The sequence below is a fragment of the Desulfosporosinus nitroreducens genome (genome assembly GCF_023897015.1).
In the GTDB taxonomy this organism is placed as follows: Bacteria; Bacillota; Desulfitobacteriia; order Desulfitobacteriales; family Desulfitobacteriaceae; genus Desulfosporosinus; species Desulfosporosinus nitroreducens.
This window is the reverse complement of the sequence record NZ_JAMHFY010000005.1, coordinates 149,703-176,697: the sequence shown is the minus strand read 5'-3', so window position 1 is coordinate 176,697 and position 26,995 is coordinate 149,703. Positions and strand designations below refer to the sequence as shown.

Sequence of the window (26,995 nt, the reverse complement as noted above, 5' to 3'; positions counted from 1 at the left end):
TACCTCCTTGAAATAAGAAGTCTGAGGTCAGAGGCCGGAGGCCAGCAGACGAGGACTTCAGCAAATAAGTAAGATTGTTTCTGATGGTTAGGTAAAACTCAGTGCTTAGGTTTCCTTTATCATATGCTAATCCTACTGTCGAAATCCTAAAAAGTGTGCGGGCCAGATTACGGGAAATTGGTCGATAATAATGGAGGTCCATAAGGAGTTGGCAATTAGTGCGACAAGAGATACATAGGCGATTAAGGGCCCTACCGGCTGTTCATGAAGTGCTTTCTCGGCTTGAAGACGACATAGAATTCAGTCCGTTTATGACGAATGAGAGGTGGTTGCCTCGTATGACTCAGTGCGTTCGACAGGTTTTACAAAGCGCACGGGAAAATATTAACCGAAGTTTAGCAGATTCGTATGAGGAGTTTGAAGCTTCCCTTTGGACATCTTTGAGAGACAAGCTTCTGAAGAAACTGACAAGTATTGAATATAATTTACAGCGGGTTATCAATGCGACTGGGGTTGTTTTGCATACCAATTGCGGAAGAGCACTGCTTGCACCAGAAGTCGCACGTTTTGTTTCGGAACAAGCAGAAAGGTACAGCAACCTTGAGCTGAATATTCGGACTGGTGAGCGGGGCTCACGCTATGTCCATGTTGAAGAGCTTCTTTGCCGTCTCACGGGTGCAGAAGCAGCCATGGTTGTTAATAATAATGCGGCCGCAGTTTTATTGATGATGAATACTTTTGCCCAGGGGAAAGAAGTTATTGTATCACGAGGGGAATTGGTGGAGGTTGGCGGATCCTTTCGCATACCTGAGGTGCTAAAAGCAGGGGGAGCAAGGTTGGTGGAAGTGGGAGCTACCAATAAGACTTGGCGAAAGGACTATGAAGCAGCCATCGGGCCGGATACTGCTCTGCTCTTGAAAGTACATACGAGTAATTATCGGGTCGAAGGGTTTACTCATGCTGTTACAGGAGCAGAGTTAGTGGAACTTGGTGAAGAGCGGGGTTTGCCCGTAATGGAGGATTTAGGAAGCGGCAGTTTCTTTGACGGGGCAAGTCTGGGCTTTCCGACGGAGCCAACTATTAAACAAGCCGTTAAATCAGGTCTGTCACTCGTAACTTTCAGTGGAGACAAATTGCTTGGCGGACCGCAGGCTGGAATCATAGTGGGAAAGAGATTTTTTGTTGAACGATTAAGAGCAAATCAATTAACTCGAGCTTTGAGAGTTGATAAATTAACTTTGGCAGCGCTCGAAGGGACTCTTCGCATATATGAGAATGGGGAAATAGAGGATATTCCTGTCTGGAGAATGCTCTCTGCCCCTTTGGATACACTACATAAAGCAGCGTCTGAGCTGGTTATGGCACTTCAGCCGAATCAGAAGATCGCTGTCGAGTTAAAAGAGGATGTTTCTCAGGTGGGTGGCGGAGCTTGGCCTACGGTAGGGCTTCCGACTTGGGTGTGTGCCATTCGGCCGGTAGAAGGGAACGTTATTGAATTAGAGGAGTTTTTGAGACTGGGTCCGGTAGCAATACTGTCTAGGATTCACAAGGATCGGGTACTGATTGATGTACGAACATTGTTGAGTGGTGACAGTGAGGAGATTGTTCTGCGGTTAGGGCAATGGGATAAGTGAAACGGATTGCACGATCACCACAGCTTCAGGGAGTCTTACTTTATGGTTGGCTGGATGGTTCACTTTGCAATATCATTACACTTATTGGCTGAGTTACGATTGTAAAAAGTGTCTTTTAAGTTGGGTCAAGGTGGAGTCGATAGTTGACGTGGTGTTATATATGGTTATAATTAAAGAGTGATATATCTAAAGATGATTTAGTTAATGAAGCGATAGGTGGTGCAAAGATGGATCTTAATATGACGCAAGATAAGGTGACGGAGAAGGTCAGGCTGACTCAGTTGTCTACGAAGGCTGGCTGAGGATGCAAGATAGGTCCTTCGGACCTGGCGCAAGTTTTGCGCTACTTACCGCCGAATCTAGAGGATGCTAACCTTATAGTAGGCATGGAGACTTCAGACGATGCCGGGGTTTACCGTTTAAATGATGAACAGGCTATTGTTCAAAGCGTTGATTTTTTTACTCCGGTGGTAGATGATCCCTATGCTTTCGGGCAGATTGCTGCTGCGAATGCTTTAAGTGATATTTACGCAATGGGAGCTAAACCGTTGACTGCGATGAACTTAGTTTCTTTCCCTGTTAAAAAATTGAGCATGGAAGTTTTGGCTAAGATTTTGCAAGGTGGAAGCGATAAGATTCGAGAGGCGGGTGCGGTTCTTGTAGGCGGGCACTCTATTGATGATCCTGAGCCAAAATACGGATTATCGGTCACTGGAATTGTGCACCCAGACCATGTCCTTTCTAACGCCATGGCTGAGCCAGGGGATATCCTAGTTTTTACAAAACCGCTGGGAGTTGGAATTATCACAACTGGGATCAAACGCGGAATTGTTTCACCGGAGGCCGAAGCGGAAGTCATTAGAGTTATGGCTGCGTTGAATAAGGGGGCTGCTGAAGCAGCAATATCTGTTGGAGTTCATGCCGTTACAGATGTGACAGGCTTTGGGCTGTTAGGTCATTTGCATGAAATGCTTGAGGCCAGCGGTTGCAGTGCAGAGGTCTATGCTGGTGCTGTACCAGTCTTGGACAGTGTCTGGCAGTGTATCGCCCAAAAAGCGATTCCGGGAGGAACTCAGGCCAACCGCCGTCATCTGGAGAATAAAGTGGATTTCGAATCGGAAGTTACGGATGAGTTGCGAATTGTCCTCTTTGATGCAATTACGTCGGGAGGGTTGCTAATATCTGTTCCTGAAGAACGTGTTAATTCATTGCTTCAACAATTAAAGGAACATAAGACCCTTGCTGCAGCTGTTATCGGCCGAGTTAATAAAGGCGAGCCGGGAAGAATTGCGGTTTCAAGTCGTGCATGATAAAATACCGTGTACTGGTAAGGTAGCGGGGGGATAAAGATGAGAGATCTAATGCAAACCATAGCTACTTGTTTTGAACAAGTAGCTTTATTTTTTCCGAGCGGTGATCCTAAAATTCAGAAGAGTTTTGAACAAAGGGCAGTATATTTAGACTCGAGAGATTATTCCAGAGAGATTTTAGCAGATACTCTGAAGGAGTATCATAGGAATTTAGGGGCGAATTCCGAAACCCTGCAGATGATTGAAGAACTGAGACAGAAAGAGACTCTTACAGTGATCACCGGACAGCAAGCGGGAATCCTGACCGGGCCATTGTATACTTTGTATAAAGCCATGACCACTATCCAATTAGCTAAAGAGCAACGTGAAAAACTGGGTCGTCCGGTTGTCCCAGTTTTTTGGATTGCGGGTGAAGATCATGACTGGCAAGAAATTCGCGAGACCTATATCTTAAATTCTGAGGGAAAACCGATTCCTTGCTTGCTGCCGGGCGATGGGGGTGGGGAATCTGTAGGGCATCAAAAGGTTCCTGACTGGGAAACAATCGAAGCCCAACTTGTAGAGATGCCAGATAGTGAATTTCGATCCTCCGTCTTGAAGGAATGTCGTCAGTTAACTGAACAAGCAGAGAATTTAACACACTGGTTTGCCCTGACCTTACAGTGGCTGGTCCATAAATGGGGTCTGATTTTCTTTGATCCTATGATACCGGAATTTAAGCGCTTAGCAGCGCCAATGTATGAGCAGATCTTAAAAATGCATGCAGATGTAAGGGAAGCTTTGGCCGAACGCACAAATAGATGGGTTGAGCTTGGATTTAATCCACAAATACAACCAACTGGCGGGGAGGTTAATTTGTTTCTTTCTGTACCTGAACGACGTGCGATTCTATATAGTGCGGAATCGTTTTATTTGCGCGGGCAAAAAGAGCCAATGGATTTGGATAGTCTAAATGAATTGCTAGCCCAAGCGCCTGAGAAATTTTCCCCTAATGTAGTAACCCGCCCTGTGATTCAGGAATATTTGTTTCCGACTTTGGCATATGTACCAGGGCCGGGGGAATTGAATTACTGGGCTCAGCTCGGGGGAGTATTTGCCAAGCTTGGCTTCGCAATGCCGATTCTTTTTCCGCGTTTGTCTGCTGTAGCGTTGACAGCTTCTTGGCAGAAATATCTGAAAAAGCAAGGATTAACGCTAGCGGATGTTAACCATGGTTTACAGGAACAGCGAAATCGCCTCGTGCGAGAACAGGATACCCTGGATATTGATGACCACTTTCAACGTATGCGGGAACAAATTGCAAGGGGATATGCAGAACTGAAACCACTCCAAGAGGTTCATGCCAATGTCAGTGATTGGTTGGATCGAAATGAGGCGAAAGTCAAGTTTCAATTAGACTATTTAGAAAGAAAGGTTTGGCAGGCACAACGCAAACGATGCAGTGATGTACTTAGCCGCTTACAACAGCTTGAGGATGGAATTGTTCCTAATCATTCGAGGCAGGAACGGGTTTTAAATCCTTTTAGTTTTGTTATGCGTTATGGGCTTAGCTTTGTGGACCGAGTGGCAGAAATTCCAATTGGCGATTTTTCCGAACATCAGATACTTCTCTAAAAAGTTATTTTAAACATTTTAGAATTAGATTAGTTGTTTTCTTAAGTATTTCTAAAGATTTTGTGATTTTTCTTTTCTAATATTTAAAGTTGGGTATAATGATAAAAGAGGATGTTACATAATGGAGTTGGTGATGTGCAGCGGGTGTTTAGGTTAATCATGATGGTTGTTACTTTAACGGTAGTTATTGCAGCTGGGGCTGTAGGGTATATGGTATTTTCTGAATCGGGTAAGATATCGGGTGGAGATTTATCAGATCTTAACGATGACGGATTAAAAAATCGAGTCAGCGTATTACTTATAGGGGCAGATCAGCGCCCTGATCAAAAGAAGTTTAGTACGGATACAATTATTCTAGCCAGTGTCGATCCAAAAACACAGCGGACAAGTTTACTTTCGATTCCGCGTGATACGAGAGTCCTCCTCTCAGGCCATGGTTATAAAAAAATTAATGAGATTGTCTCATTGAAGGATTTATCTACACTGGAAAGTACCGTGGAAGAGCTGACTGGGGAAAAAATAGCGGGGTATGTACAGACTAACTTTGAAGGGTTTAAGAAAATTATTGACACCTTAGGTGGAGTTACGGTTAATGTAGAGAAAGATATGTACTATGAGACGGGTGATGATGAGGATGGGTATATTAATCTGCGTAAAGGCGAACAGCGTTTAAATGGCTCTAAGGCCCTGCAGTATGCCCGTTTTCGCCATGACGCGTTAGCCGATATTTCGCGGACTGCCAGGCAACAAGTAGTACTAAAAGCAGTAGCTAAGGAGATGTTTCAGCTTAGCACAATCCCAAAACTCCCCTTTCTCGTTCCCCAATTAATGGATGCTGTTAACACAAATTTGTCGGCCAAAGACATTCTTATCCTGTCTAAAGTTGCCGTTGGATTTGACAGTTCGAATATGGTTTCCCAGACGTTGCCGGGGTCATTTCTTGATCTGGATGGGGTAAGCTACTGGAAAGTCGATCCTGTCGAGGCTAAGAAAGTGGTTAAAGATTTATTCCAAGGGAAGACGACAGATAAAGTAATTGACCAGGAGCATGTGGATTTGTTAAAGCCGGTCATCCCCACACCCACTAAGCCTCTGCCCCAAGTTCCTGGGAACAGCCAAGATCCGAATGGGTTAAAATCGCCGGGGCATCAGGTATCTATAATGGTAAATAACACCTGATTTCTTAAGGGCAGCATAATGTTCATTAGGCCGGGCTGTAGATAATCTTTTTTATTACAGCCCGGTTTTACTCTAGAATTCCCTAAATTACGGCAATTTAAATTCATGGAGTGTAGTTTAAAGAGTAAATATAGAAGCTTAAAGAAAATCACCTGATTATTTTGCACAATTTATACATTAATAGGACTAAAGACCTATAGGGATAGGACGAAATTATGATATTATTTAAAAAATGAAAACTTTTCGAAAAGCGGGGTGTAGCATTATGCCAGAAAAAGTCGTTCAGGCGCGATCCCTTGAAGACATAAAAAAAGAATGGGCACTTAAACTAAATATTTTACCGGAAGATATCACGCTTGAAGTGATAGATAAACCCAGTTTCTTTTCCCGTCAGTGGAAAGTTCGCCTAATTTGGGAGGAAGTTCAAGTACCAGTAGTGGGGCCGAGTCAAACAATTTGGGATGGAACGAAGTATACTATTGTTCTTGGTGAAGGGGTTAAACAGTTTACCCCATATTGGGAGGCCGGAGAAGTTTGGTATAATGGGGTTCTTCAAGAAAATCCATTTCGTGTGAGCTTTGGGGATCAAGTGGAATTCCATCCGTTGGCTCAGCCCGGACTGTTGACTTGGGAAATGGATGTCCGTTTTCAGGGATTGTCTGTTGTTGCGAAAGTTAAACATGAATTGCCGGGACATTATATCCTTGCTGAAAATCTCCCTCCTGCAGAGGAGATTAATTTGGTTCAGTTTCTTACTTGGGAAAGCCTGCCGGCTCAGGGTGAGATCTGGGATGAGGCCAGGTTAAATGCAGACTTGGAGCAATTGAAGGTTGTTCATGGACGGCGTCTCAGAGTTTGGGAGGAGATTTTAGCGGTCAAAGGCGTGCAAGAGGTTGTTGTTGCTGAAGCAACTCTTCCGATTCCGCCCGAACACGCAAGATTAGAGGACTTTGTAGGTGAGCCTGAAGCAAATTCAGGGCAAGAGGGAAAAAAGATTGACTTTTTTGCTTCGAAGGTAAAATTGGTTGAGGAGGGTGCTGTTCTCGCACGTAAAATCCCTAGCAGCCCTGGGATACCAGGCCAAGATGTTTTAGGGAAGGTTCTTCCTGCGGCTGCTGCCAAGGATTTTCAATTCCGGCTTAAAAAGAATGTCTATCTTTCACCCAACGAACTTGAAGTGGTGGCTAATTGTGCGGGACAACCTGTACGTCTTGATGAGAAAACGTACTCGGTTGAGCATGTCTATATAATGAATAAGGATGTTGATCTGGCCACTGGAAGCATTGAATTCCCAGGAGATGTTTTCGTGAATGGCAATGTTCAAGACGGGCTCCGTGTTTTTGCCGGGGGAAAGATAGAAATCAGAGGATCTGTTTCCCATGCTGAAATAAGAGCTGAAAAAGGGGCCAAGATTCATCAGAATCTTTTAGGTGGAAAAATCGTAATTGGTGAAAAATTCGTGGTGCGTTCAGAACTTCTTCGCCTTGCCTCTGAGTTGCAGAATCGTCTAAGCGCTTGCTTACAGCGTACGGCAGAGGTGATTAAGTCGCCGGGGGCTGTTAATCTAAAACAAGGGCAGTGTCTAAAGTTAGTTATGGAGAAACAATTTCCTGAACTTCCTAAACTGTCAAATCGCTTAGAAAAATTTATAATAGATAATAAGGACGACGAAGTGATCACTGAAGGCCTTAGTGTTTCTATCCGAACAGCGAAACGTTTTTTGACTGGGTTAGGGCCGTTAGAACCTCAATCTATACCAATTTTACTGCGAGTGAATCAGGCTTTCGAACAATTTACTCAAAGTTTAACCATCGAGATTTCAGATAAGCTCAGTTTTGTTGTTAGTTATGTACAAGGGGCAACCATTGAGTGCGGGGGATCGTTTGAGTGTCAGAAAGGGACCTACAATTCGGACATTCGTGTAGAAGGGGATGTTACGATTGAGGGTGTTTGTCGAGGGGGCAAAATTTTTGCGGGAGGCAAGGTCCAAATCCGCGAACTTGGGGGTTCAGAGGTTAGTTCAACCTTTGTTCAAATTAGTCCCGAAAGCCGTCTTTACGTGAAGTATTGCCATTCGAATGTTGTAATCGCGGTGGGTAAAGAAATTATCCAAATTGAAGAACCCTACCGCAACTTAGAAATCTATCGCGAAAATGGCAAGGTTCAAATTGAAAAGATAAGGGCCAATCCAATCCCCAATTAAGAATTAAAAACCTGTCGCTTTGACAGGTTTTTTTTGACAATGTTTTGAATTATCGTTACACTTAAAGCGTGCTTATTTCAATAGGACAGGCAATCTAATTTCAAAGAAGTCTAATGAGTTAATAATTAAATTTGTAACTACTTGTAGCGGAAGGAATCGAAGAGGCATGAAAATAATGATTGAATTAGAAGAGGCTTTGGAGTTAGTCCTCGCTCGCATCCAGCCGGTGGAAACGGAGTGCATTTCTCTTGCAGACGCCAATCGGCATGTGTTAGCTCAGGATGTTATATCACAAATTGCTATGCCTCCGTTTGCTCGCTCACCACTGGATGGGTACGCATATCTAGCCACTGAGGTTGACCCTCGACCACTTCAGCTTAACGTTGTAAGTGAGATTCCAGCGGGAACTTTTTCTGAGCGAGTTATTACTAGGGGTGAGGCTGCCAAGATATTTACCGGTGCACCGATTCCACCTGGTGCTAACTGTGTAGTTCGTATGGAAGACACTGAGTTGATGGGCGATAAAGTGACGATTTCTCGTCCGGTGTTGCCAGATTCTAATATCGTACATAAAGGGGAAGAAATCCAAGAGGGGGATATTCTTCTTAAACGAGGGTTTTATTTAACTCCGCCTGCTATTGGGTTGTTTGCTGCGGTTGGCACAAATCAAGTCAAGGTATACCGTCGTCCGCGGGTTGGGTTACTCTCTACAGGTTCGGAACTGATGGATGTGGGGCAACCATTATACCCGGGCAAGATCTATAACAGTAACAGCTACACTTTGCGTGGAATGCTTCAGGAGGCCGGGTGCGAGGTTCTCGTCATTCCCATTGTTTACGACCAAATAGAGGATACGCTTGATGCCTTAGAAAAAGTTGCGGAGGCTGATGTGATCATATCTACAGGTGGGGCCTCTGTTGGAGATTATGATATTATGCGCTATGCTCTTGCCCAGTTTGGGTGTGATATGCTGTTTTGGAAATTGAATTTAAAACCAGGGACCCCGGTTTCTGTTGGACAAAAAGGAAAGCAACTCTTTTTCTCATTATCAGGAAATCCCGCAGCAGCGATGGTAACGTTTGAACTATTGGTTCGTCCGGCGCTTCGCAAATTAGCAGGACGTTCCACCCCCGAAGAAGCGGAATTCCAGGTTAAAATGGCGGGTTGCTTTGGCAGGCCGGGGAAACAACGACGCTTCCTGCGGGCTCAGGCGGTGTTTAAAGATGGAGTAATATGGGCGGACCTGGCTTCTGCTCAGGGATCTGGAATCCTTCGTTCTATGATTGGCAGCCATTTACTAGTGGATGTACCAGCAAATCATGGACCTGTTGAGGTTGGCGAACTCTTAATGGCACGCTGGATTGCAGACTGGGAGAGCTAAGATGGATGAAAAAGAGGAATGTTCACAAATTCCTGTTATTTCAATTGTAGGCGGCAAGTCTAATTCAGGGAAAACTACACTCTTAGAAAAGCTTATTCGTGAAGCTAAACGCCGCGGCTGGAGGGTAGCGACCTTAAAACATGATGTCCATGGGTTCGAGATGGATCAACCAGGCAAGGACACCTGGCGCCATGACCGTGCTGGGGCGGATGTTGTGGCAATCAGCTCTCCCAAAAGGATTGCCATCTTAGAACGCGTCTCAGACGATCAGCCCCTCGATGAGGTTCTGGCCCGAATTCAGGGGGTAGATGTAATTTTTACTGAAGGATATAAGCATGCTAACAAGCCAAAGATTGAGGTTTATCGCTCAGCTGTTCATCAGGAGCTCTTTTCTAAACTTGAGGAACTTATTGCCATAGCCAGTGATGTTGAGTTTGATAACGGGATACCCTGCTTTGGGTTAGATGATGTCCAAGGAATTTGTGACTTAATCGAGAGTAAATTTGGTGTCAAGGGAAGCGCTGGGTAAATTTATTCACTCACCTTTCAGGAAGGTCATGGTCAGGTAATATGGGATACAGGCTGCCGCCATCGCTTGAACGCTTTGGTGAGCAGCTATTTTTAAGGGAGCACTTTTTTCAGGAACCGGGTTGACCAGGGCAATAAGGGAAAGGCCAATAGGGAGGACAAAAGATTAAAAATGGTGTGAGCATTAGCAACCTGTCGCGAGAGGCTTCCTCCCATAATGGTGAGTCCATAGGCCATTGGTTCAACAAAAGGTAAGAATAGCAGTACTCCAAATACGTTAAGTAAGACGTGGAACAATGCCACCCGCTGAGCGGCTCGTGAGGAGGCTAGAGCTGCAAAAACAGCGGTAAAACAGGTGCCAATATTTGCGCCAAAGATGAAGGCGAGAGCAGTAGGAAGGGTGATCCATCCGTCAGCCGTAAGCAACATAACAATCCCTGTTGTGGCGTTGGAGGAATGTAGCAGGGCGGATACTGCTGTTCCGGCAATTACCCCTTGGAGATGGTTGTCACCCAGCTGTTTAAGGAAATTCTGAATCACAGGTAAGTCGACGAGCGGGGCCATCCCCACTTGGAGTAAGCCTAATGCGAAGAAGAGAACGCCTAAGCCAAAAACCGACTGGGAAAGAAACCGCCAATGAGACGGAATAAAAAGGAAGCCAAGAGAGCCAAAAACCATGATGTAAGGGGTTATCTGGTCTAAGGGAAAAGCAAGGAGCTGTGTCGTTAAAGTAGTGCCGATATTGCTGCCTAAAATCAGCGCGAAGGCGTTGCCAAAAGGGAGGAGTCCGGCATCAACGAAAGATACAGCCATGACGGTTAAGGCAGTGCTAGATTGAAGAAGAGCCGTGGAAATTGATCCGCTCCAAAAACCACGCCAGGGAGTTGCGGTCATCCACAGAAGTGCTTGGTGGAGGCGATGTCCGGCAAATGATTGAAGCCCTTGCCGCAGGATTTTCATCCCCCAGAGAAGCAGGCAAAGGCCCAACGCTAGGATAGCAATATACAGTGGTGTCCCCTCCTTTTCATCTCGTCCCTTTCTGTTTACGTTCTCTGTTAAATATATTGAGCAAGAAAAGTGTCAAGAACTTACTTAGCCAAATCCTTTTAGCACGAAAACTTTCCCACAAATAAAAAAAGCGCTATTTTACTAGTGCTTCTGGGGGAAAACTCGTCTGAGTGAACTCGTTCAGCTAAGTGGGAATCTCGGAATTGATCAAGAATATTGTTTATAGGTGAAAGCGATACTGGAGATGATTGCATAAGTTAGCCTAAGAGGTGATTATATGCGAGTTCGTCAAGGAAATGTTCGTGATTGGCCTTTTATTTATGCTCTTGGGAAAATTGGGATTCCAGAGAGTATTTCCCCATGGCGCAGGCAACCAATGGAGGTAACGCTCAAGTACAGAGAGGAATATCTTCGAGGGTTTTGGACCTGGATTGAGCAGTCAAAATCTACAGTGTTCATTGTTGAGGAGCCGGAACAGGACGAGGATTCTAGTGCACGGCCAATCGGATATTTGGTTCTTCATGGTTCATCTCAGGAAGAGTTAACTGGGATCACTCAAGGGTGGATTATGGATATTGTGGTCCTTCCAGAGTGGAGGGGTAAAGGGGCCGGACAGGTGTTGCTTAAGGCTGCGGAAGACTATTGTCGAGAACATGAAATTCCATACCTAGGTCTTGCGGTTAGCAGTCATAATGTGAAAGCACTTCGACTTTACGAGAATTTCGGTTTTGCAGAGGAACGCAAACTATTGGTTAAAAATGTAGAATAATAAAAAAGCTTGCGACGGATTTACTGTCGCAAGTGAAGTAAAGAGAGGAGTGGGGATAAAAAATAAAAGTGAGACTATTAAAATCATGTCCTGAGGCTTTAGTATTTATACTAACCTCGGGATATATTTTTTTCCAAGGATTACTTAGGGGTTGGTCCAATTTCGAGGGTCAAAGAACGAAGTGCGTGGTTCGCCAAATCGGTATAATCGAAAGGAAGAAAATTGGTTATTTTCATAGGTAGTTAAGGTTAACCTATATTTAGAAAGTTTTTAAAGTTTTTCAAAGAGTTTCTAATTTTTTTACGTGGTATAATATATCCATTATGAGTAGTAAAACTGGTTATTAAGCATATTTGTACCAGATGTTGATATAGGAGGGTTACTTTTGGAGCAAAAAGAAATCAAGGTGTTGGTCCAATCTGTTTTGGAAGAGACAAAGGGAATAGAAGGCTACTTTATAGTGCGTGCTCAATCTCGTCGAGAATGGAGTATGCGCTTAAGTAATGGGCGCTTTGAAAGGGTATCAACAGGGGAAGACAGTGGGTTTGGTGTCCAAGCATTCACGGAAAAAGGAGCATCGGGCTTTGCCACTTCGGATGTTTTCGAAGAAGGGGTTGGCCGCAAACTCGTAGAAAAAGCGATTCAATTGGCTCGCAGAAATGAGGAAATCGGGTCGAAGAGAAATCGGCAGATTTGGGAAGCTCCTCGGGTTCAGGAGGAGGTAGAGAATTCCGCTCAAAAAGGATTTGAGGAAATTCCTTTAGCTGAGCTTGAAGAGATGGTGATGAAGCTACATGTTCGTTTGCGGAGCTCTTTCCCTGAGGGAGTGTGGCAATCGAGTTATCGCCAGGTTGAAGAGACGTGGTGTATCGGAAGGTCGGATGGGACGTTGGTGTCTTTTGTCATTCCGCGAGCAGTGCTGATGCATCAAGGGACGGTGCGAAATCAGGGCAAGGCTCAGAGTACGTTGATTCACCGCAGCGGAGTGGATGCGACTCTGCTTATTGAGGAACTCGAAGATCATGTACTAGAGAAAAAGGCGATGGACCGGGCTGAATTTGCAATGGCAGTCTGTGGTGCACCCCAGTTGCCGAGCGGCCATTATCCGCTGATTATTGATTATGGGTTGGCAAAAGGGCTGGCGCACGAGGCATTTGGACATGCCGTGGAATCTGATCATATGAACGAATCTGTACTTGGTGAAGCAGGAAAACTGAGGCAGGGACTGCGTGTAGCAAGGCCGGGCGTGAATATTATCGATGGTCCGCTCGTTGGGGACTGGGCGAATCAACCTTATTCGGCCAATGGCCTTCCCAGACAGACTGTGACGATAGTGCGAGATGGAGTGTTAGAAGCTGGGCTGGGGGATATCTTTTCGGCTGTAGAAGCAGGAATGCCGATAACAGGAGCTGGGCGTGCGGAGAGTTACGGGCATATTCCATTGCCTCGCATGAGCAATATCCGTTTGCAAGTTGACCGCATGCTTCCATTGACACCAGCTGAGCATTTGATGGATGAAGTTAAAGCTGTCAGGGAAACCCTCCTGGAGCACGGCGAGTTGCGTGAAGGGGAAAAGAATTTACTACTGTTAGGATATCGCGGCGGTCAAGTGAATCCCAAAACAGGGGATTTCGTCTTCCAATGTGACGGGATTATTGATGTTGCTAACCCTGATCTGCCGATTTACCAGCCTTCGATTTTTAGTGGGAAAATTCTTTCTGCTTTAGAGGCAATCCGTGGCGGGTTAGGTGAAGGGTGTTACGATGCTATAGGAACTTGCGGAAAGGGTGGGCAATCCGTGGCATCAAGCGGCGGAAGTCATCGATACCTGCTCATGGATGCGGATCAACAAGTGAGTTTAGGAGGTGAACAGGCATGAAACTTATAGCGCAGTTAGAGGATCTGCTCTACCAATCCCAGCAGTCGCCGAAGAAGGAGGAGCTCAGGCTCTCAGCTTGGCGGATTGTGGTTCATGAATCAGAAGTGGTGGCCTTGGGAATAAAAGATAATTCGCCGGGCAGTGTCTATACTCCTCCAAGTTATCGTCAAGGGGAGAGCGGGGATGTTTTTTTGGTGTGGGCGGATGGGACATGCAGTCAGGCTATGGTTCAACTTCCGTTTTCAATCAGTCCGGAATATTGGACTAAGCAATTGGAACAATGGAGACAGGCCTCCTATGAAGACCCGGATGCTGTACATATACCATTTCCGGAATCCTTACCCCTTGTTGCGGTAGAGGACAGAGCTATTAAAAAGATCATTTCCGGAGATGACAAGCTTTTATTTGATCAAGTAAATTGTTGGCTGAGTGATAAACCTTCACAAGCTAAAATGCAGGGAAGTATCCAGGCGGCTTGGGGTTATCGGCATGTTCGTACTTCAACTGGGCTGGCTGTTACCTATCAGCAGTCTCAATTTATGTCCTGGTTTTCCTTTGATAGTTTGATTGGGGGTGGGTTTGCTAAGCGCCGACTAATTCAACCGAAAGAACAGGAGGAGTTATGGGGTCAGACGGTGAATCAATACGAATGGATGCAGAAGGAAGCAACTCCTGTCGGACCTAAGACTCAAGTTATTCTTGCACCTTCTATGACGGAAGACATGCTCAGGCAGTTTGTGCTTCCGAATTTTTCCGGAGATCGAGTGATTGAGGGGCAAGGGGCTTTTTCAAAAGAGAGTTTTCTAGATCACACACAAGTATTTCACGAACAGTTCTCCTTAATAATTGACCCGCTTCGTCCGTTGGAATTGGGGTCTTATCTAGTTACGCCTGAGGGGGTCCCCGCAAATCAAACAGTATTGGTGCAGGACGGCCAATTAAAGACTCCCTTTCTGAAAGTTAAAGATGCGGTGCGATGGGGCACTAAACCAACGGCTGTTCCGCAAGGAACGGCGGGACTGTACCTTAAGCACCAGGCTGAGGTTCCTTGGGTTCAAGCTTTACAGGGGATTGACGATGGAGTTCTTATCTTGTCTGTGCTGGGGTTACATACGCAGGACTCGGTTTCTGGCTCGTATTCTCTTAGTGCACCTCACAGCTTAAGAATTTTAAAGGGTCAAATCGCAGGAAAGACGGATGTGAAATTATCCGGTAACTTCTTTGCGGATTTGGCAGCGCCAACCACAAAGACGGCATTGTCTGACCTCGATACGCATCCATATCTAATTATAAGGACCGGAGTACAAACTCTTTAGAGACAGGGGAGGAACCGTTTAGAGATGTTGGATTTACATGTTCACCTTCTCGGGCATAACGATCGGGAGGCTAACCGAGAAAATATTCGGGCCTTTTTGGATGAAGCGACCCGACGGGGGTTAAAAGAAATCGGGTTTGCGGATCATGACTATTACTGGAATCAAATGAACTTCCCCTTAATCCTGGAAGTTGCCGAAGATTATCCTAATATAGCAGTACGAATCGGGTTCGAGGCAGAATATCGCCCTCATGAAGAAGAAAGAATCAAGAACCTGATCAATCAGTTTCCCTTCGATTTTGTGATAGGGTCGGTCCATGAGTTTGACGGCTGGATCTTTGATATTCCGGAAGAAGAACACATGCATCGCAAGAAAGATGTTGATGACTTTTATGCCAGGTATTTTGAAGTAGTGACGCTGGCCGCTAAAAGTGGGTTGTTTACAACGATCGGCCACCTAGACCTTATTAAAGTATTCGGAGCCCGGCCTGGAAAGGATATCTTAACTCTAGCGGATGAGGCGTTAACGGCGGTTGCTGAACAGGGTTTAATTCTGGAAGTTAATACTAACGGCCGATATAAACCAGTTCAAGAATTTTATCCAGAAAGACGTTTAATCGAGGAGATTCAGCGGCGAGGGATTGGGTTCACCTTAGGGTCAGATGCCCATTGTGCGGAAAATGTGGGACGGGATCTGGATGAAGCGAGTCTGTTGTTACGCCAGATTGGTGTTCAATCGGTCGTTGGATTTGCCAAATTCGATAAAGTAAGTTATTCGCTAGATTAGGGGTGACACACTTTGGCAGATGTGCTTGATGAGAAATGGCTCATTGAAGAAAGTGCGGCTCAGGCTTTGGTGGAAATATTAAGCAGACAACAAGGAGAGAATTATAAAGTTTTCATGCATTCAGATCGGCCGGACATTGTGATTGAAAATCAAATAGATGGCACACGCCTAGGTGTGGAGGTGACCCACCTTTTTTACGATTCTGAGGAAGCGCGGTATGTTTTTGGACGATCTCGTGAACCAGATCATCCTCCGGCTCCCGAATACATTGAGGGGTACGTGCGAAGGCTTAATGCTTTGTTACAACAAAAGAGCGAGAAAGCTAAAGGATACAATCATGAGTACCCTTTAGCCCTCTTAATTAGGGTGGTTTCTCCGCTATTTCACATGTGTAATTTCCAGGTTTACGCCTCAAGTATTGTTGTGCCTCCTTCTGATTTTAAAATTATATGGTTGCTGTTTTATGACTTTGTGCAGAGGCGTTGGACCCTGTTAAAACGATTACGCTAAAACTTGGGATGGACTTGGATAGACTTCACACTTCGGTGAAACACTAAATAAGTATATATGTGTTGAGTCGGTTGTGAAGGAGATAAGAAAATGCCTTGGATAGAAATTGCGCTTTCTCCCCGTTCAGAATGGAATGAAGACGGCCTAAAGGATTGGGCCTTAGCCCTTGGCGCCTTTCTGACCGAAAAAGGAACTGGGTTAAATCCACAAATTCAAATATTGCCTGGTTATAATGTGGTTCAATTGGGAGATGCGGGAATTGGAGATCTAACTTTAAGCAGCGCTGAAAGGCTTGTTATTATAGATGGCCTGTCCTTAAAGGGAAATGTGGAGTGTGATTTTGCTCGTTTTGTCGTTCGTTTCGCCTTACAAATGGGAGCTTTGGGGGTATGTGTTTCTAATGCCAGTCTCTCTGAAAAGAGCTTTTGGCAGAAACTTGGCGGGGTTATCCAACCGGACCCGGTCCCTTTAGAGGGGCCGATTAGTCACGATAAAGTAGGGATAAGGCAGCTCTCTAAGTTCAGTTTATCAGTGACCTATGAGAGTGAGCCTGTGTTGTGCTTAGAACCGATAACCTGCAATGCTCATCCACCCGGACCTATAAGCCTCGCCCAACGCCGTTTGGAAAAAATGTATGGCGGATGTCCACTCGGGTTTGCAAGTCGAGCGGCTGTGCACAGTCCCTGGATTATTTCCCGAGAACAATGGACAGATTTATTGTCGTTTAGCCGGTTACAGGCTTTTGACTTGTTGGAACAAATTGTGAATAAGGCTGAGGATGTTTGACTTTCAAGAGTTTAGTCAGAAAGTATAACTTTTATTTTATACTTGCCAAGTTTCTTGTATTTGTCTCTTCCAATAAAATTCTATATAATGAGATATTAAGAATAAAGACATAGATAGGTACGGACAGAGGAGAGGGAAGGGATATGGCTACTACTGATTTGGCCCACGAGTTAGCTCGTACACTTAAGGAGTCTGATCAATTCAAGCAGTTCCTTAAATCAAAAGAAAAGGTTATGAGTGATGCTAATAATCACAAGATGGTTCGCGAATTCCAATTGAAACAATGGGAGATCCGCGAAGCTCAAATGTTAGAGCAAGAGGTTAGTGAGGAAAAGCAGCAAGAATTAGAACGATTATACAGTTTGGTAAGCATAAACCCGACTGCCAGGGAGTATTTGGAAGCTGAATTCGAAGTATCTTGCATGGTTAATGATATTCAAAAGATTATTGGCGAGGCAATTCAAGATGCAATGCCGATAGGTTTTGAGGAAATTAATCCCTGAACAGAAGAGATCTTGAAGTTGCTCGATAGCAAAGACTTCTTTCACGTTAGGATGGCGTAATGGTAACGCGGGAAGTCAGAATTGGAGCACCTTAGGCATCCAAGCCCTTTGGAGTATGCTAATTAAAAGAGGTGCAATGAGTTGAAAATCGGAATGGTTTGTTACCCGAGCTATGGTGGGAGCGGTGTGGTCGCAACCGAGCTAGGGTATGCACTGGGCGAACGAGGACATGAAGTCCATTTTATTTCCTCGGCTCGACCTTTTCGTTTACGTCGGTTTCATGAGAAACTTTTTTATCATGAAGTGACGGATGTAAGCTATCCAGTATTTAAATATCCTCCCTACACACTTTTACTTGCTAATAAAATCGTAGAAGTAGCTAATTATGTAGGGTTAGATTTGATTCATGCCCATTATGCAATTCCACATAGTATTAGCGCATATTTGGCCAAACAAATGATGATGAAGCCAATTCCTCTGGTGACAACTCTGCATGGTACAGATGTGACTTTAGTGGGTGCTTTTGAAGAATTTAAGCTCTTAACTTGTTTGGCGTTGCGGGTTAGCGACCGTATTACAGCTGTATCCGATGCGCTTGCAAAAGAAACGGCTGTTGCTTTTGGGTCGCTGGAACAAAGCATTGAGGTTATTCCGAATTTTATTGATCCTAAGATGTATTTACCAAAGGGGGAACTGATGTCAAAATGCAAGGATCATTTTGCCCCTTTAGGAGAAAAGGTATTAACACATATTTCAAATTTCCGAGAAGTGAAAAGGGTTGTAGATGTCGTTAATATTTTTGCTTTGGTGGAAAAAGTAGTTCCCAGTCGCCTTTTACTCGTCGGAGATGGGCCAGAGATGGCTAGGGTTGAACGGGAGGTCGTTAAATTAGGGCTTGAGAAAAAGGTTCTGTTTCTTGGTAAACAGGAAAATGTTCAGGATATTTTACAGATGGCCGATGTTTTTCTACTCCCTTCGGCACAAGAAAGCTTTGGTCTTGTTGCGCTTGAGGCGATGGCTTGCGGGGTTCCGGTAGTAGCTAGTCGGGTTGGAGGATTGCCTGAAGTTGTGCGGCATGGGGAAACAGGCTATCTGGCAGACGTAGGAGATATCCATGGGATGAGCGAGGCGGTTCTTAAACTTTTGACCGATCAATTACGGTATAAGGCTTTTTCTGAACAAGCTACAACCTGGGCCAGAGAATCATTTCCAATTGAACGGGCCGTGAAAAGCTATGAATCAGTATACGAAAGCGTGATTCGAGGTTCGTAGTTCGTGGGTCGATACGGGAAGTCTTGTATTAAAGTTTGAAGTTTTATTATCGTAGTTATATACTAGAGTAGGCGCATGCGCCCTATGGTGCTGGACTTTAGTACTGAACACTATCGTCAAGAGAGGCTTTCGTATCTTAAGCCACAATGTTCAGCTTTAGCTGAAGGAGTCACTTATCGATTTCGTGCTGTGGTTCAAGCTAGAGTCACGAACCACGATCTACGAATATCGAACTGCGATTAGGGGGGAATTAGATGCAAAATCGAAGGACGCTGGATCAGTTTGAGAATGAGTTAGAAGCCATTGGTTACATTACCGAACGGAATGATCGAATCGCGCTTACGACCTACTTAGCGACTGAGTTAGGCAAACCGATTTTGATCTCCGGACCGGCTGGGGTGGGCAAGACAGAAATTGCCAAAGTGTTAAGCCAAGTACTAGATGCTCCGCTGATTCGCTTGCAATGTTATGAAGGGCTGGATGAGACGAAAGCACTTTACGAATGGAATTATCAACGTCAACTCTTAAAAATCCAGATGGGCCGTGAGCATCTTCAAGAGGCAGATCTCTTCTCTACAAACTATCTGCTTCCTCGCCCTTTGCTGCAGGCACTTTTAAGTGAGAAAAGGAGCGTCCTTCTGATCGATGAAATTGATAAGACGGATTCTGAGTTTGAAGCATTTCTGTTTGAGCTTTTAGGAGAGTTCCAAGTGACAATACCTGAGATGGGAACAATTAGGGCTAAAGAACGCCCAATGGTGGTCTTAACCTCAAATGGAGAAAGGGAGCTCTCAGATGGATTGAAGCGACGCTGTATTTTTTTATATGTAGAGCCGCCTTCGGTCAACAAGGAAGTCCGCATTCTTAGAGCCAAAGTTCCGGATTTGCCGGAACGATTAGCATTAGAAGTGGCTCGAGCTGTCAATGTTCTTCGGGAACGCCTCTCTCTAAATAAAATCCCTTCTGTCTCGGAAACAATGGACTGGGCAAAAGCCTTGCTCGTGATGGGTAAGACTGGTCTCGATCCGGCCTGGGTCGATGCCACTTTAACCTTGTTGCTTAAGAGCCAGGATGATGTAGAGCTTTTCTATCGTGAGATGGGAGCAGAACGCCTCCTTTTTGAGTCGAGTAAAATGGCACAAGGAGAAAGGCATGTGCATGGACATCAACAGCGATAGAAAAGTCAGTGAATTAGATCGTCATTTAGTGGAATTTGCGCAGTTGTTAAGAACCGTGGGACTTAAAATTAGTCCTTCTGAGATTTCTGATGCAACGGAAGGTTTATCCCTTATCGGTTTAGTGGATCGAGATAAAGTTGAGGCCATTCTGCAAGCGACACTTGTTAAGAACGTTCAACATATTTCTGCTTTCCAAGAAGCCTTTCGGGCTTACTTTGCTACTTTGGAGCAAAAAGAGGCTTGGCAGAAGGAGGCAACCCAGCAAACAAACCAATGGAACCAACAGATCGAGAGTACATATCAAGATCTGCGCTTTCAGGACAATGAATTGGATATTAGTGAGGAACAGCGGGCAGTTTATGCCAGCTTGCCCGAAAAGGATAAACAACGATTGCGCGATTTTCTTGAGAAATCGTCTAATGGGACACGGAGCGGGGTTACGGTGGATCATTCTTATCAGCCTATGGTGGAACGGGTTCTCCGGGGCTCCTTGGAGTATTGGCGCAAGAAATTAAACGAAGATGAGCCAGTTCTTTCCCCAGGTTCGACGAACGGGGTTCTTTCTGAGGTGGAACGCGCGTTGCGTGACCGGGAAGTTGAGGTTCTCAGCAGGGATTTGAAGAAGATTTCTCCTGAAGAATGGCCAGAAGTTATCCGTTTAATCCGTCGTCTCAGTCAACGTCTCGCCAGTCAAGTTACTCGTCGCTATAGGGCGGCTCGGCGACGAGGCGGCTTAGATATGCGCTCTACTTTGCGAAAAAATCTGCGTTATGGCGGAGTGCTTGTTGATAGAAGCTATCGAAGCCGCCGCAAAGGAAGGCCCAGAATTGTGTTGCTGTGTGACATATCAGGATCTATGCTCAAATATACAGAGTTTATCTGGCAATTCGTTTATGGACTTTCGACCGTTGTAAGTGGAATAAAAACATTCGCCTTTGGGGAATCGTTGATTCCTTTGAACGGCAAGTTCAGAAAGGGTCAGACATTTGAAGCGATGGTTATGGAAGCGTTCTCAGTATCAGGGAAAGAGTGGGGAGGCGGGACTAATCTTGCTAATGCTTTAGAAACTTTGCAGAAGAAGTATCCTGATACGTTTACAAAGCAAACCTTGTTGCTTATCGTCAGTGATGCACAGACCCTTGAAGGTGAAAAGGCTGCGGCCTTACTAAGCGGGGTTCGCAGACATGTTCGAGAGGTGCTGTGGCTAAATACTCTTCCTGAACGCCGCTGGTCGGAAACTCCTTTTGTAAACGCGTTTCTTCCTTTCTGTCAAATGTATGAGTGTTTCACGCTCGGCCATTTAACCCAGATTTTAAACAAGCAATTCTAGACAAATTGCTTGTTTATTTTTCGGTTAAAAGGAGCATACTATAATTAAAGTATTTGTACAGAAACACACAAAGGTGTGAGGGGGTAAATTTATGTTGGAAAAATGTCGTGCTTGTGGTTTTGAACATGAAGATTTAGGACATATTCTTTTCCGTAGAAATCATGTAAGTAATCGAGTATTGCCTTATTGTTCTCATTGTTTGCGCAGGCTTTATCAAGTGCCTTACAGACCGGGACGAGATCTTTAACCTAAGAATAATTTGTTGTGTAATGGGAGATGATAATATTTTTTTAGCTTGCCTTTTTTCCGCGGCTTTGGTATATTGATTTTGAAGTTCGGAGAAGAGGGGATGTTTTTGCTATGGCATACGTTATTAACTCAGAATGCATAAGTTGTGGTGCGTGCGAAGGGGAATGTACAGTATCTGCAATCAGCGAAGGTGACGGTCAATACGTTATTGATGCAGAGCTTTGTATCGACTGCGGTTCATGTGCTACTGTCTGTCCAGTTGAAGCACCAAATCCTGCTTAATATTTACCTGAATTTTATTTTAAGCAGTAATCCAAAAAAAGGAGAGTTATTTAACTCTCCTTTTTTTGGATTCGCCTTATGGGCGTTGGATGTGTAGGCTTATCGTCGGATTATTCGAAAACTTATCCTGAAAAAGCTATTAATTAAGAAAAACTATTAACAACTTCTCTAAACAGCAGTTCTTTGGTTGACAAATTTATTATATTGACTTAAAATCTAATTAAAAGTGATTTCAAAATACCTAAGAAAGAGGATACGGACATGAATGCAATCGGAATTCTCAAACAGTTAAAAGATAAAGGTGTCCGTTTTACACCGCAGAGACAAGCAATTTTAGAATTCTTGCTTGAAACTCAGTCCCATCCCACGGCTGATGAAATTTATCATCACGTAAAGGCAAAATTCCCAGGGGTTAGCTTGGGGACGATTTATAATACACTAAACATGCTAAAAGAGCATGGACATCTTTTGGAGTTGTCTTATGGAGATATGGCTAGTCGTTTTGATGGCAACCCCAATAACCATTATCATATCGTTTGTTCAAAGTGTGGTAAGGTAGCAGACTTTCATGGACCTCTAATCAATATGGAAAAAGAAGTAATGGAGAAATCGGGTTTTCTTATTTTGGGACATCGTATGGAGTTTTATGGGGTTTGCCCGGACTGCCTCAAGGATGAGCAACTTAATTAAGGCGCAGACTATGCAAAAACTCGTTTGGTGAACGTGGTCCTTCGTTAGGGCTGGTTTACCAAATGAGTTTTTTTATTGCTCGCAAGGGTTTTAGTAATCTTTCTCGAATATCTTATTTATCAACGGTATTAATTGAACAAATGTTAGAAGGGGCCGTTTTATGTTTAATCGTCGCTTCATGTTTTTTATTGTCTTATGGTTACTAACATTAGGAACTCTGTGGTGGAGCTGGCAAGGTTCTGCGGGAGAGTCTCTTTATGCTGAGCAAAGCGGTATAAGTTCTGCACGTTTTACTCAGAATTTAAATGGGAATTGGAGTCGGTTTTCCTCATTGCGTCAGGCCTGGACAACGGAATCCGAACGTTCCCAAGGAATAACTAATCAATCCTTTTTAACTAAAGGAAGCTCTCTGGCCCTTCCCTCAAGTGCGAGATTTTCGGTCGTAACTAAACGGCTTCAAATCCCGGGGGAGTGGAGTTCGCGGACTATGTTGCTTACTTTTAATGGAGTACAGGGGCATGCGAATGTTTACTTAAATGGAATCTCCAACAATCAGAAAATTGGAGAATTTGAAGGAAGTGGAGGCGCGAACGAATTAGAGATCTTCCCTAAGGCATTTCGCTATGGAGAAGATAATATTCTCTTAGTAGAGCTCACGGGAAGTGCCGAACAGCGCGCTACGTTATTTGGTTCCTCTTGGCCAAAATCTGGGTATATTAAGGGCGATATTCGTTTAGATGCGGTAGTAGAAACGACATTAGTACCCCCGCAAGTAAGCGTTAACTGGTTAGAGAATGCCGCGCAAATAACTGTATCTACGGATTTGTTGCATCGAGGGTTTGCGCAGGAAGGACCTTGGACGGTTTACGGTGTGATCTCAGATGGTTCTGCAGGTTTAGCTGAGCAGACAATAATAGTAGATCCCCAGGAAAGCGCTGATCGCCAACCCGTGACATTAACCTTTACACTGCCGGATGCCCGGCGTTGGACGATGGAAGATCCTTTTCTCTATCAACTTCATCTAACGGTCACGAACAATAAAGGAGACCTTGACGATTTGTCATTGCCCTTGGGTCTCCGTACGGTCTCTCTTGAATCTGGAAATTGGAAATTGAATAATCAAACTATCCTAATCTCAGGAGAGGCCTTGACTCCTCAAGAGGAATATCGTCTTCGTAACTCTGGGGAGTTGGAATCGTGGTTAATATCAGAACGGCAAAAAGGAAAAAACCTTATCTACTTTATTGGGCAACTTCCAGATGAGATTTGGTTGAAAACTGCGGATCGCGTAGGGATAGGAGTTTGGGCTGAAATGCCTGTCGAGTTGGTCCCGTCTAAGAGACTTCCACAGCCGGATGTTTTTCGGAACGTGATTAAAGAGAAAATGTATCATCCATCTCTTTGGGCCTGGACGGTAGGGAAAGGTTTAGATTCTGGTGAATTGGCCCAAACGTATTTTCAACAAGCCGAAAAAGAAGTTCAACCCAATTTAGCCTTTGCCCTAAAACTAATCCCCGACCTTCGCACAGGACTGGCAGAGGAACAATCGATTTTTATCGAAGGTCCTATGATTAAAGGAGTATGGGGAGAAGTAAATGTTGGAACTCCTTCTAGCGCAGGTGTTCGTTGGGCTAAGGAACAAAATCTCGCTGGAACTTGGGCTATTCTAATGGTTTTCCTAGCCTGGATGAATATTCGGTCGGTAACTTGGCGCTACAAGGAGATAGGAGACAAAAAGCCTAAACGCCGCTTGCGCAATGCATGGTTATGGAATGGATTGTTTGTGATTGCCCGTGTGTGTATGGTGGCAGGGCTATTAACTTCAGGAGTATTTCGGATTCCGATTCACGTTAATCCCTGGTTTTCGCATTTATGGCCTGGAATTCAATTGTTGCAAGCACAATCCCCTTGGCTTATCTGGGTGATGTTTGCGGAGTTAATTATTTTCATTCGACTGCTCCAGATTGGAGTAGTTATCCCTCATTTACCGGATACACCACATGAAGTTGGTCTTATTTATTGGTTGGAAAGGCGTTACCGTTGGGCCGTCTTTATCGCAATTGGGTGGGCTTTGATGCCCTGGGGGATTCCATATTATGTGCCGATTCTTGGATACATCCTTCTTGTCTGTCTATTTATGCCTATTCGTATTCATGATATCCACCGGATTGGAGGGCATTATCGGCCGTTCTTATGGGTGCCGGGAATTATTGTTGCTTCCTTATTTGTGTGTGCTCTCTTTTACCTTGCGGATTGGTTCTTTCTTTGGAATATGTTAAAACCTCTGACGGAATCAATAATCCAACAATTACAGACGTTATGGTGAAATAATCCATATACCTATACTGATTTTTGCCTCCCGTTTCTTTCTGGAGGGGGCTTCTCAGACATCAGGCAGTGAATCTCGATCAAAGCTTAAGATGAACAAGTTAACTTTGGTTCTCGTACTATAATGGGAGCAGCAGAGGCTAATTTATTTTAGATGGGCAGGTTGAATTATATGAAGAATGAAGGATTTATACCTCGTTTTTTAACAACGGGCGTAGGAAGTGTTCCTCAAACTAACAGTGAAGAGGCTTTAGATTTAATTTGGAATAGTGTTCCTTTTGCGCCGCATTGGCCTCAGCTTCCTAACCTGGGAGCTGAGAGTTCATTTATTGGACAGTACCTCAATGCCTTGATTGAAACTGGAGTTATTGGCGATGTCACGAATCCGAAGTTTCAGATAGAGGAGACAGATTGGCTAGAGCGCATGACTGAATTTTATTCGCTTTATTTACAGGGCATTGAGGGAGATGAACAAGCCTTGGATCGCTTTGGCTTCAGCTCACAGGGGGGAGAAGGATTCGAAGCTTTCTATCGCAGTCTAGAACGTTCAGGGACACGAGAAGCTGTAATACTTAAGGGGCAACTCAGCGGGCCTCTGACGCTGGGAATGCAAATCACGGATAAAAATAGACGATCTAGTTATTATGATGAGAGTTTGCGAGATATGTTGGTTAAGACTCTTACTTTGCATGCTGAGTGGCAAACGAAACGACTCCGAAAGTTTGGTCTGCCTGTGATTATGACAGTTGATGACCCGGGGCTTTATGGTTTTGGTGCTTCAACTCATGTAACTCTAAATCGAGAGAACCTGATAGCCGAGTTAAACTCGATTTTCGAGGGGATTCTCCGCCAAGGGGGGATTCCTGGCGCACATGTCTGTGCAGGGATGGATTGGACCCTTCTTTTTGATTCGAAGGTGGTAGTCGTGAATTTTGATGCATATGACTATATGCAGAGCATGATGGTTTTAGCTGAGCCTATCAACAGATTTTTGATGCGCGGGGGTGTCCTTTCTTGGGGTATTGTTCCTACTAATCCAGTCGCCTGGAAAGAGACCGCTGAAAGTTTGATAATTCGGTTGGAAGATAATATTGCGGAACTTGTGAAGCGTGGGGTTGATGAAAGTCTGCTTCGTCAGCAAAGTATGATAACACCGAGCTGTGGGACGGGTACGCTCCAGAAAGAGTTGTCAGAGCACATTTATGGGCTTTTGGCTGAGATCCAGGGGGGGCTTGTGTGACACAGCGCTCGGTGCTTACGACGCAGAGCAAACTAACCGTTTAAGCGACTGGCTTTGGGGAGCGGGGTTCATCCTTCGGCGATAGTATTATTTTGAAGAATCCGCCTACGGCGATAATCTCCACTGGAGACTATCGTGCCAGATGAGCCGTCCGTGGCTCACTGGCGGCAGTGTACATCCCTGTACATCCCTGTACACTGCCCCGCGTTTCGGGTCGGTCGCTTAAACGGAAGTTTGCTATTCTGCTTACGTAAAGATGTCGCGCTCGTGTCATACTGCGCTCTGGGCTTGGGTCGAGGGGACGCTTGGGAGAAGGCACATTTCATGACGCCTTCATTCCTCCGGCGTACTGCCCGTGTCGACGTCACGCTCTTGTGCTCCGAGAAAAATGTTTGCATGAAGTTGCACATGGGTATTTTAACATCGGACTTAGAGGATGATTGGGTTGCATATCCGACAATTTTGCTCTATAATAAAACCGAGTATTTCACTAAGGAATACGGAGGAGGAATTTTATATGCTAACAAAAGAAATGACTGTGGGCCAAGTATTGAAGCAATATCCTCAAACAGTTCAAGTTTTCTTAGAACTTGGGATGCATTGCTTAGGATGTCCGTCTTCCGCGATGGAGAGTGTTGAAGGAGCAGCTTTAACTCATGGGAAAAATCCAGATGAGTTAGTTGAAAAACTTAATAAGGCAATTGCTGCTGTATAGAATATCCTTACATTTATGCGAGGAGAAATATACTTCACGTTAATTTTAGTTAATCAAGCTGGTCTAATTAAGGACCGGCTCTTTTTTTGTCTCAGTAGAAACAGTCTTTCCATAGTTTTGGACAGGATTATTAAATCTAAATCATTAATAGATTGTTATTATAGGTTAGAGTACAAGTCGGTTTACAAGGAATTGCTTTTGTTTAAATTTAGATACATGCTAAATTCATAGCTTCGGGTAAAGTCGAATGCATCTAAAAATAAATTTAGTTTATTTGATGTACATACACATTATAACATTAATAC

Annotated in this window: 24 protein-coding genes; 23 read left to right on the top strand and 1 reads right to left on the bottom strand. The window is 44.5% G+C overall.

The features are described 5' to 3' along the window. Window positions 1-218: 218 nt before the first annotated feature. From selA to mobB, 7 genes are all read left to right on the top strand, one after another. Window positions 219-1,634: an L-seryl-tRNA(Sec) selenium transferase gene (gene selA, locus M8E35_RS07890; protein ID WP_252468302.1), complete on the top strand. Its 1,416-nt coding sequence runs from the start codon at window positions 219-221 to the stop codon at window positions 1,632-1,634. Window positions 1,635-1,873: 239 nt separating this feature from the next. Beyond that, complete coding sequence (selD, locus tag M8E35_RS07885) at window positions 1,874-2,944, top strand: selenide, water dikinase SelD (protein WP_373887432.1); 1,071 nt, start codon at window positions 1,874-1,876, stop codon at window positions 2,942-2,944. Between the two features lie 39 nt (window positions 2,945-2,983). Next, entirely contained in the window at window positions 2,984-4,558 is a 1,575-nt protein-coding gene (bshC, locus tag M8E35_RS07880; protein WP_252468300.1) for a bacillithiol biosynthesis cysteine-adding enzyme BshC, read from the top strand. Window positions 4,559-4,669: 111 nt separating this feature from the next. Then, a complete protein-coding gene (locus tag M8E35_RS07875) occupies window positions 4,670-5,737 on the top strand; it encodes an LCP family protein (RefSeq protein ID WP_252468299.1) in 1,068 nt (355 codons plus the stop codon). A gap of 265 nt (window positions 5,738-6,002) precedes the next feature. After that, window positions 6,003-7,940: a flagellar assembly protein A gene (locus M8E35_RS07870; RefSeq protein WP_252468298.1), complete on the top strand. Its 1,938-nt coding sequence runs from the start codon at window positions 6,003-6,005 to the stop codon at window positions 7,938-7,940. Window positions 7,941-8,106: 166 nt separating this feature from the next. Further along, window positions 8,107-9,321, top strand: coding sequence for a molybdopterin molybdotransferase MoeA (locus tag M8E35_RS07865; protein ID WP_252468297.1), 1,215 nt, complete (start codon window positions 8,107-8,109; stop codon window positions 9,319-9,321). A gap of 1 nt (window position 9,322) precedes the next feature. Next, on the top strand, window positions 9,323-9,850 hold the full coding sequence (gene mobB, locus M8E35_RS07860) for a molybdopterin-guanine dinucleotide biosynthesis protein B (protein WP_252468296.1): 528 nt from the start codon (window positions 9,323-9,325) through the stop codon (window positions 9,848-9,850). A 92-nt stretch (window positions 9,851-9,942) separates the two neighbouring features. Here mobB and M8E35_RS07855 read toward each other — a convergent pair whose 3' ends face one another. Continuing rightward, window positions 9,943-10,857 carry a Na/Pi cotransporter family protein gene (locus M8E35_RS07855; protein WP_073028363.1) on the bottom strand — a complete coding sequence of 305 codons (915 nt, stop codon included), beginning with the start codon at window positions 10,855-10,857 and terminating at the stop codon, window positions 9,943-9,945. Between the two features lie 277 nt (window positions 10,858-11,134). On the opposite strand from M8E35_RS07855, the gene M8E35_RS07850 reads away from it, so the two are divergent. The 16 genes from M8E35_RS07850 to M8E35_RS07775 all read left to right on the top strand — a co-directional run bounded on the left by M8E35_RS07850 (window position 11,135) and on the right by M8E35_RS07775 (window position 26,690). Further along, window positions 11,135-11,626 carry a GNAT family N-acetyltransferase gene (locus M8E35_RS07850; protein ID WP_252468295.1) on the top strand — a complete coding sequence of 164 codons (492 nt, stop codon included), beginning with the start codon at window positions 11,135-11,137 and terminating at the stop codon, window positions 11,624-11,626. Between the two features lie 385 nt (window positions 11,627-12,011). Then, on the top strand, window positions 12,012-13,505 hold the full coding sequence (locus M8E35_RS07845) for a TldD/PmbA family protein (RefSeq protein ID WP_252468294.1): 1,494 nt from the start codon (window positions 12,012-12,014) through the stop codon (window positions 13,503-13,505). After that, window positions 13,502-14,821: a metallopeptidase TldD-related protein gene (locus M8E35_RS07840; RefSeq protein ID WP_252468293.1), complete on the top strand. Its 1,320-nt coding sequence runs from the start codon at window positions 13,502-13,504 to the stop codon at window positions 14,819-14,821. Before M8E35_RS07845 ends, M8E35_RS07840 begins: the two co-directional genes overlap by 4 nt. A gap of 24 nt (window positions 14,822-14,845) precedes the next feature. Beyond that, window positions 14,846-15,607, top strand: coding sequence for a histidinol-phosphatase (locus M8E35_RS07835; RefSeq protein WP_252468292.1), 762 nt, complete (start codon window positions 14,846-14,848; stop codon window positions 15,605-15,607). A 21-nt stretch (window positions 15,608-15,628) separates the two neighbouring features. After that, window positions 15,629-16,117 carry a hypothetical protein gene (locus tag M8E35_RS07830; RefSeq protein WP_252468420.1) on the top strand — a complete coding sequence of 163 codons (489 nt, stop codon included), beginning with the start codon at window positions 15,629-15,631 and terminating at the stop codon, window positions 16,115-16,117. A gap of 90 nt (window positions 16,118-16,207) precedes the next feature. Further along, window positions 16,208-16,903: a hypothetical protein gene (locus M8E35_RS07825; protein ID WP_252468290.1), complete on the top strand. Its 696-nt coding sequence runs from the start codon at window positions 16,208-16,210 to the stop codon at window positions 16,901-16,903. A gap of 143 nt (window positions 16,904-17,046) precedes the next feature. After that, window positions 17,047-17,406, top strand: coding sequence for a YlbF/YmcA family competence regulator (locus M8E35_RS07820; RefSeq protein WP_073028356.1), 360 nt, complete (start codon window positions 17,047-17,049; stop codon window positions 17,404-17,406). 141 nt (window positions 17,407-17,547) lie between these two features. Next, a complete protein-coding gene (gene bshA, locus M8E35_RS07815) occupies window positions 17,548-18,678 on the top strand; it encodes an N-acetyl-alpha-D-glucosaminyl L-malate synthase BshA (protein ID WP_252468288.1) in 1,131 nt (376 codons plus the stop codon). A gap of 254 nt (window positions 18,679-18,932) precedes the next feature. Beyond that, complete coding sequence (locus M8E35_RS07810) at window positions 18,933-19,856, top strand: AAA family ATPase (RefSeq protein WP_252468286.1); 924 nt, start codon at window positions 18,933-18,935, stop codon at window positions 19,854-19,856. Continuing rightward, on the top strand, window positions 19,831-21,186 hold the full coding sequence (locus M8E35_RS07805; RefSeq protein WP_373887430.1) for a vWA domain-containing protein: 1,356 nt from the start codon (window positions 19,831-19,833) through the stop codon (window positions 21,184-21,186). Before M8E35_RS07810 ends, M8E35_RS07805 begins: the two co-directional genes overlap by 26 nt. A 91-nt stretch (window positions 21,187-21,277) precedes the next feature. Beyond that, complete coding sequence (locus M8E35_RS07800) at window positions 21,278-21,433, top strand: hypothetical protein (RefSeq protein WP_200797867.1); 156 nt, start codon at window positions 21,278-21,280, stop codon at window positions 21,431-21,433. Between the two features lie 113 nt (window positions 21,434-21,546). Then, on the top strand, window positions 21,547-21,717 hold the full coding sequence (gene fdxA / locus M8E35_RS07795) for a 4Fe-4S ferredoxin (protein ID WP_073028352.1): 171 nt from the start codon (window positions 21,547-21,549) through the stop codon (window positions 21,715-21,717). 261 nt (window positions 21,718-21,978) lie between these two features. Next, window positions 21,979-22,407, top strand: a complete 429-nt coding sequence (locus M8E35_RS07790; protein WP_073028351.1) for a Fur family transcriptional regulator — start codon at window positions 21,979-21,981, stop codon at window positions 22,405-22,407. A gap of 160 nt (window positions 22,408-22,567) precedes the next feature. Further along, entirely contained in the window at window positions 22,568-24,733 is a 2,166-nt protein-coding gene (locus tag M8E35_RS07785; RefSeq protein WP_252468283.1) for a glycoside hydrolase family 2 protein, read from the top strand. Between the two features lie 174 nt (window positions 24,734-24,907). Further along, window positions 24,908-25,975, top strand: coding sequence for a methionine synthase (locus M8E35_RS07780; protein WP_252468281.1), 1,068 nt, complete (start codon window positions 24,908-24,910; stop codon window positions 25,973-25,975). A gap of 517 nt (window positions 25,976-26,492) precedes the next feature. Then, a complete protein-coding gene (locus M8E35_RS07775; RefSeq protein ID WP_252468279.1) occupies window positions 26,493-26,690 on the top strand; it encodes a DUF1858 domain-containing protein in 198 nt (65 codons plus the stop codon). The last annotated feature ends 305 nt before the right edge of the window (window positions 26,691-26,995 follow it).

Excerpts from the sequence above, each read along its gene's own strand:
- bshC (WP_252468300.1), top strand. The coding sequence starts at position 2,984 with ATGAGAGATCTAATGCAAACCATAGCTACTTGTTTTGAACAAGTAGCT.
- M8E35_RS07875 (WP_252468299.1), top strand. The coding sequence starts at position 4,670 with ATGTTACATAATGGAGTTGGTGATGTGCAGCGGGTGTTTAGGTTAATC.
- M8E35_RS07870 (WP_252468298.1), top strand. The coding sequence starts at position 6,003 with ATGCCAGAAAAAGTCGTTCAGGCGCGATCCCTTGAAGACATAAAAAAA.
- M8E35_RS07865 (WP_252468297.1), top strand. The coding sequence starts at position 8,107 with ATGAAAATAATGATTGAATTAGAAGAGGCTTTGGAGTTAGTCCTCGCT.
- mobB (WP_252468296.1), top strand. The coding sequence starts at position 9,323 with ATGGATGAAAAAGAGGAATGTTCACAAATTCCTGTTATTTCAATTGTA.
- M8E35_RS07850 (WP_252468295.1), top strand. The coding sequence starts at position 11,135 with ATGCGAGTTCGTCAAGGAAATGTTCGTGATTGGCCTTTTATTTATGCT.
- M8E35_RS07840 (WP_252468293.1), top strand. The coding sequence starts at position 13,502 with ATGAAACTTATAGCGCAGTTAGAGGATCTGCTCTACCAATCCCAGCAG.
- M8E35_RS07835 (WP_252468292.1), top strand. The coding sequence starts at position 14,846 with ATGTTGGATTTACATGTTCACCTTCTCGGGCATAACGATCGGGAGGCT.
- M8E35_RS07825 (WP_252468290.1), top strand. The coding sequence starts at position 16,208 with ATGCCTTGGATAGAAATTGCGCTTTCTCCCCGTTCAGAATGGAATGAA.
- M8E35_RS07820 (WP_073028356.1), top strand. The coding sequence starts at position 17,047 with ATGGCTACTACTGATTTGGCCCACGAGTTAGCTCGTACACTTAAGGAG.
- M8E35_RS07810 (WP_252468286.1), top strand. The coding sequence starts at position 18,933 with ATGCAAAATCGAAGGACGCTGGATCAGTTTGAGAATGAGTTAGAAGCC.
- M8E35_RS07805 (WP_373887430.1), top strand. The coding sequence starts at position 19,831 with ATGTGCATGGACATCAACAGCGATAGAAAAGTCAGTGAATTAGATCGT.
- M8E35_RS07800 (WP_200797867.1), top strand. The coding sequence starts at position 21,278 with ATGTTGGAAAAATGTCGTGCTTGTGGTTTTGAACATGAAGATTTAGGA.
- fdxA (WP_073028352.1), top strand. The coding sequence starts at position 21,547 with ATGGCATACGTTATTAACTCAGAATGCATAAGTTGTGGTGCGTGCGAA.
- M8E35_RS07790 (WP_073028351.1), top strand. The coding sequence starts at position 21,979 with ATGAATGCAATCGGAATTCTCAAACAGTTAAAAGATAAAGGTGTCCGT.
- M8E35_RS07785 (WP_252468283.1), top strand. The coding sequence starts at position 22,568 with ATGTTTAATCGTCGCTTCATGTTTTTTATTGTCTTATGGTTACTAACA.
- M8E35_RS07780 (WP_252468281.1), top strand. The coding sequence starts at position 24,908 with ATGAAGAATGAAGGATTTATACCTCGTTTTTTAACAACGGGCGTAGGA.
- M8E35_RS07775 (WP_252468279.1), top strand. The coding sequence starts at position 26,493 with ATGCTAACAAAAGAAATGACTGTGGGCCAAGTATTGAAGCAATATCCT.